Genomic DNA, 5444 nt, shown 5'->3' on the forward strand with positions numbered 1-5444 from the left:
CAGTAGCCGAGTGAGCCGGCCAGTAGGCCCCGACACTCCGCCCCAAGGCACCACGTTCACGCCGACAACCCTCGAATCACAGCGGTGGGGCCCGCACGCGCTGTGTGCGGGCCCCACCCTTGTCTCAGCAGGTGCCGACGTATGCGGCTGATGTGTTACAAGCCCAGCTCGCCGGAGAAGTCACCCTCTTCCAGGCGCTTCTTGACGGTCATGAGGTACCGGGAGGCATCCGCTCCGTCAACCAGGCGGTGGTCGTAGGACAGCGACAGGTAGCACACCGAGCGCACCGCGATCACCTCGTTGCCATCAGCGTCCTTGACCACGCGCGGCTGGCGGGTGATCGCGCCGAGTCCGAGGATGGCCACCTCGGGCAGGTTGATAATCGGGGTGTCGAACAGGGCGCCGCCGGAACCGGTGTTGGTCACCGTGAAGGTCGCGCCGGACAGCTCACCCGGATCGACCTTGTTGTCTCGCGTGCGGGCCGCCAGGTCATTGATGCGCTTGGCCAGGCCCGGGATGTTCAGGTCGCCGGCATTCTTCACCACCGGCACGTACAGGCCCCGGGGCGTGTCCACCGCGATGCCGATGTGCTCCACATCGTGGTAGGTCACCTGGTTGTCCCCGATCGTGGCATTGATCTTCGGGTGCGCCTTGAGCGCCTCCGTGGCGGCAGCCACGAAGAACGGCAGGTAGGTGAGCTTGGTGCCGTTGCGAGCCAGGAACTCGTCCTTCACCCGCGCGCGCAGGGCGGCAATCCGGGTCACATCCACTTCAACGACGGTGGTCAGCTGCGCGGAGGTCTGCAGCGAAGTCATCATGCGCTCGCCGATGATCCGACGCAGCCGGCTCATCTTCTCGGTGTGGCCGCGCAGCTCGCTGTCGGTTGCGGCCTGCGCACCGCGCGACTGCGTCGCGCCCGCCGGGGCGTCAGGGGCCACCGCCTCAGCGGGCGCCGCCGCTGCCTGCTGGGCGGCAGCCTCGGCCTCGGCCTTGGCTGCGGCCGCAGCCTCCACATCCTGCTTGCGGATGCGCCCGCCCACACCGGTACCGGTTACCTCGGCGAGGTCGACGCCACGCTCCCGGGCGAGCTTGCGCACAATCGGCGTGACGTACGCGGCCGACGGCGGCGCCGCAACGGGTTCCGCCGGGACGGCGGCTGCCTGTGGAGAGGCAGCGGGCGCTGCGGGTGCCTCAGGTGCCGCGGGTGCCGCAGGAGCCGAGGGCTCTGGGGCGGCCTCCTGCGGCGCCGGCGCGGCTCCGCCGCCGCCCTCGGCGGCCTCGCCCACAATCGCCAGCACAGTGCCGACCTCGACGGTCTCGTCCTCGGCAACGCGGATCTCGAGCAGGGTTCCGGCCACCGGGGAGGGGACCTCGGTGTCGACCTTGTCAGTGGCGACCTCAAGCAGCGGATCGCCGACCTCAACGGTGTCACCCACGGACTTCAGCCAGGAGGAAACAGTCCCCTCGGTGACCGACTCGCCCAGAGCGGGCATCTTTACAGGCTCGGACATGATGGAATCTCCGTCTCTTGTGATTGGTAGGTGTGATGACTGGTTTCAATACCTGAGTGCATTGGCCGAGTGCTGCGACCGACTTCGGCGCCTCTGCAGGTTCGTGGCCGCGACAGCCTCAGCCGTGATTGTGCAGCGGTTTGCCGGCCAAAGCCATGGCAGCCTCGCCGATGGTCTCGTTCTGCGTGGGGTGTGCGTGCACCAGCGAGGCGACGTCGTTGGCGTCGGCCTCCCAGGACACAATCAGCTGCCCCTCGCCAACCTGCTCGCCCATACGCGCTCCAATGGCATGGAATCCAAGGATCGGCCCGTCCTTCAACGACACCAGCTTCACGAACCCCTGGGTGCCCAGGATCTGGGACTTGGCGTTCCCGGCGACGTTGAACTGACTGGTCACGATGTTCTGCGCGCCGTGCAGCTCGGCGGCCCGGGCCTCGGACAACCCCACGGAGGCGATCTCGGGTTCGCAGAAGGTCACCTTGGGGACCTTGACATCGTCCACCGGTTCGGGATCCATGCCGGCGATCCGCTCGGCGACGGCGATGCCCTGGGCGAAGCCGCGATGCGCCAACTGCACGCCGGGCACGATGTCGCCCACGGCCCACACCCCGGAGACATTTGTGCGGCCGTACGGGTCAGTGAGCACGAAGCCGCGGTCCATAGCGACCCCAACCTCCTCATATCCGAGATTCGCCGTTGCCGGACCGCGGCCGACGGCGATCAGCAGCACCTCGGCGTCGATTACAGCACCGTCGGCGGTGCGTACCTTGACGCCATCACCCGTGCGCTCGACGGACTCGAAGCGTGTGCCCACACGGAAGCCGATCCTCCGCTTGCGGAAGGCGCGCTCAAGCTGCTTGGAGATCGCCTCGTCCTCATTGGGAACCAGGTGCGGCAGCGCCTCGATGATGGTGACCTGCGCTCCCATGGACGCCCAGGCGGAGGCGAACTCCACGCCAATCACTCCGCCGCCCAGAATCACCGCGGAGGCGGGGACGTGGTCAAGCTCCAGAGCCTGCTCGGAGGTCATAACCGGCCCTGAGATCTCCTGGCCGATGGTCTTCGGGTAGGAGCCGGAGGCGAGAACCACGTTCCGCCCCCGGTAGCGCCTGCCCGCCACCTCCACGGCGTCGGCCGCCACCAGACGGCCCCAGCCGCTGACCAGGTCGATGCCGCGGGAGGAGACCAGGCCCTGCAATCCCTTGTACATACGAGTGACGACGCTGTTCTTGTACTCCTGGACGGCAGGCATGTCGATGCCCTCGAAGGCGGCCCGTACGCCTACGGCGGCCGCCCCGCGGATCGCATCGGCAGTCTCCGCCGAGTGCAGAAGTGCCTTGGTGGGCACGCAGCCGCGGTGCAGGCATGTGCCACCCACCTTGTCCGCCTCGATCAGTGCCACGCTCAGCCCCAGCTGGGCACCGCGCAGCGCCGCGGCATAGCCTCCTGAGCCGCCGCCCAGGACCACCATGTCATAGAGCCTGCCTTCAGCGGCATTAGTCCCGTCAACAGCACTGGCATCAGTCATGTGATTACTCCTTGTGGGTGGCTAGTTGGTGGCTTGGCTGGAGGCCAGCCGGTGGTGCGGCGTGCGGCACCGACGTGATTGGCGGCTGGCACAGGCGGCCGGCGGCGGGCGCCGTGTCGCAACCGGGGACCAGAGTCCCAGACAGCCTACGTCATCGCCAGACGCATCACATACCCGCCGAGGGCGTGTTTGCGGGCTCAGCGCTCGGCGGTACCCGGCTGAGCGGCGCGGTCCTCCAGGAAGGCCAGTAGCGTGGCTACGCCAAAGCCCGTACCGCCCTGCGGAGTCAGTCCCCAGGCGGCCTTCTCGTTGTAGGCGGGACCGGCGATGTCCAGGTGCGCCCACGGAGTGTCGCCCACGAACTCGCGCAGGAACAGGCCCGCTACGAGCATGCCGGCGGCCCTGCTGCCCATCACCGCGTTGCGCAGGTCGGCGAAGGGCGAGTCCAGGCCGGCCCGCAGGTACTCCGGCAGTGGCATGGGCCAGAAGTCCTCGCCGGCACGCGTGGCGGCGGCGATGACATCCTCCCGCGCGTCGCCCATCACGGCGGCGGTTCGGTCTCCGAGCGCCACGATCTGGGCGCCCGTGAGCGTGGCGACGTCCAGTACGACGTCGGGCCCCTGTGCGACCGCCGCCGCCAGGGCATCTGCCATTACCAGCCGCCCCTCCGCGTCGGTGTTGGTCACCTCCACCGTGCTGCCGTCGAACATGGTCACCACATCACTGGGCCGCTGCGCGGAGCCACCGGGGAGATTCTCCGCCAGGGCGAGCCAGGCGGTCACCCTCACCGGCAGGGCCAGGCGGGCTGCTGCCAAGGTGGCGGACAGCACCGCGGCCGCGCCGGCCATGTCCGACTTCATGCCGGGCATCGACGCCGGGGGCTTGAGCGAGAGACCACCGGAGTCGAACGTGATGCCCTTACCAACCACGGCCACGTGCGCCACCTTGCCGCGACGCGGCCGAGGGCTCCACTCCAGGCGGACCAGCCGGGGCGGGTGCACGGATCCCTGCCCCACCCCTGAGATGCCGCCGAATCCCTCCTTCAGCAGCCGCTTGTCGTCGTAGACCTCAAGGTCCAGTCGGCCCTGACGCCCGCCGACCGCATCGGCGGCCTGGCGGGCATGATCGGCAAAGGCGGCCGGGGTGAGCCGGGCGGGCGGATCGTTGACCAGGTCCCGGGCTTCTGCAACGGCCTCGGCCAGGATGCGTGCCCGGTTGAGCACCGGTGCGGAGGAGTCCTCCGGGCTGCGCCGCAGCAGTGAGCGCGGGGCGGGAGCCAGTGGCGTCAACACCGTGACGCGGGCCAGGGGAGCGGTTGAAGCCGGAACACGGCGCGACCACGCGTAAGCCCCCTCCAGGGCGCCCTCGGCGACGGCGGCCAGCCGCTCAGCGGTATCCGCGGGCAGGGCGAAGACGGCATGTCCCGTGCCAGCCAGCTCGCGCGCGGCGCGCCCCGCGGCCCGGCGCAACGCGGCACTGTCGGATGCATCACCGGTGCCGACTACCAGCAGAGTCGGGGCGAGGTCGCTCCGGTCGCCGTCCAGCGCCGCCGCGGGTATCCGGACAACCGTGTCGATGGCGGCAGTGAAGCCCAGGGGCCCTAGCAAATCCGGCAGTCCACGCAACTGTGGTGTCTGCTCCGCACCGGTGCCCGCGGTGAGCAGCACCGGGGCGTCGGCGTCAGTGCGGGCGGCCAGGACCAGGACGTCGCCGCCCGCCGCAGTGGGCAGCAGGCTGGAAGTCATAATCTCAGTCATGCGGGAATGGTAACGTCACAGGGCCGGACCAGCGCCAGGGCGTCGTCCGGTTTCCCGGTCCGAGCCACGGGCCCGCAGTTCAACACGAGGTCAGTTACTGCATGGATGAGTCTTCCCAGCCGCGGGCTCTGAACGATACGCGCCGCCCTGCGCATGGTTGGGGGCGCGCACTCGTCGGTGTATTCGCGGTATTCGGTCTGGTGATCCTGGTTCCCGCGTTCATTACCCTTGCCCGGGCGGGTGCGGGCGGCCGACTGCCCGCCGCGCTCAGTGTGCTCGCCGGCCTGGGCTACCTGCTCCTGTCAGTGGCCGTGGCCCACAACGGTCGCCGTATGCGCCGCGTGGGCTGGGCCTGCCTGCTGCTGGAGGCGCTGGGGCTGCTGGTGGCGAACCTCGCCGGCTTCGCCGGCACCGCCTGGTCGCAATGGGGTACGGCACTGTGGTACCTGCCGGTGCTGTTGCCGCTGGTGGGCGGGATACAGCTCTGGCTGGCCGACCCGCGCCGTATCGTGACCAACGCCGAGCGCATCACGGATATCTCCGACACCATTCAAAACAGCGTTCACCGCGATCGCTCCTAGACGGATCAACGAACCGGCGGCCCGGCCGCGCTGCCGCCGGGCCGCCGGCGTCCCGGGCGGCTTCCCC

At 69.4% G+C, this 5444-nt stretch carries 4 protein-coding genes; 1 reads left to right on the top strand and 3 read right to left on the bottom strand.

Annotated features, from left to right (window positions below):
* Nucleotides 1–155: 155 nt before the first annotated feature.
* The 3 genes from sucB to GZ998_RS09270 form a co-directional block, all read right to left on the bottom strand.
* Nucleotides 156–1511 carry a 2-oxoglutarate dehydrogenase, E2 component, dihydrolipoamide succinyltransferase gene (sucB, locus tag GZ998_RS09260; protein ID WP_162678640.1) on the bottom strand — a complete coding sequence of 452 codons (1356 nt, stop codon included), beginning with the start codon at nucleotides 1509–1511 and terminating at the stop codon, nucleotides 156–158.
* 118 nt (nucleotides 1512–1629) lie between these two features.
* Complete coding sequence (gene lpdA, locus GZ998_RS09265) at nucleotides 1630–3039, bottom strand: dihydrolipoyl dehydrogenase (RefSeq protein WP_162678639.1); 1410 nt, start codon at nucleotides 3037–3039, stop codon at nucleotides 1630–1632.
* 197 nt (nucleotides 3040–3236) lie between these two features.
* A complete protein-coding gene (locus tag GZ998_RS09270; protein WP_238994183.1) occupies nucleotides 3237–4796 on the bottom strand; it encodes a leucyl aminopeptidase in 1560 nt (519 codons plus the stop codon).
* A 101-nt stretch (nucleotides 4797–4897) separates the two neighbouring features.
* Here GZ998_RS09270 and GZ998_RS09275 point away from each other — a divergent pair, with 101 nt between their 5' ends.
* Nucleotides 4898–5377: a hypothetical protein gene (locus tag GZ998_RS09275; RefSeq protein ID WP_162678638.1), complete on the top strand. Its 480-nt coding sequence runs from the start codon at nucleotides 4898–4900 to the stop codon at nucleotides 5375–5377.
* The last annotated feature ends 67 nt before the right edge of the window (nucleotides 5378–5444 follow it).

This window comes from Actinomyces sp. 594 (assembly GCF_019325145.1).
In the GTDB taxonomy this organism is placed as follows: domain Bacteria; phylum Actinomycetota; class Actinomycetes; order Actinomycetales; family Actinomycetaceae; genus Actinomyces.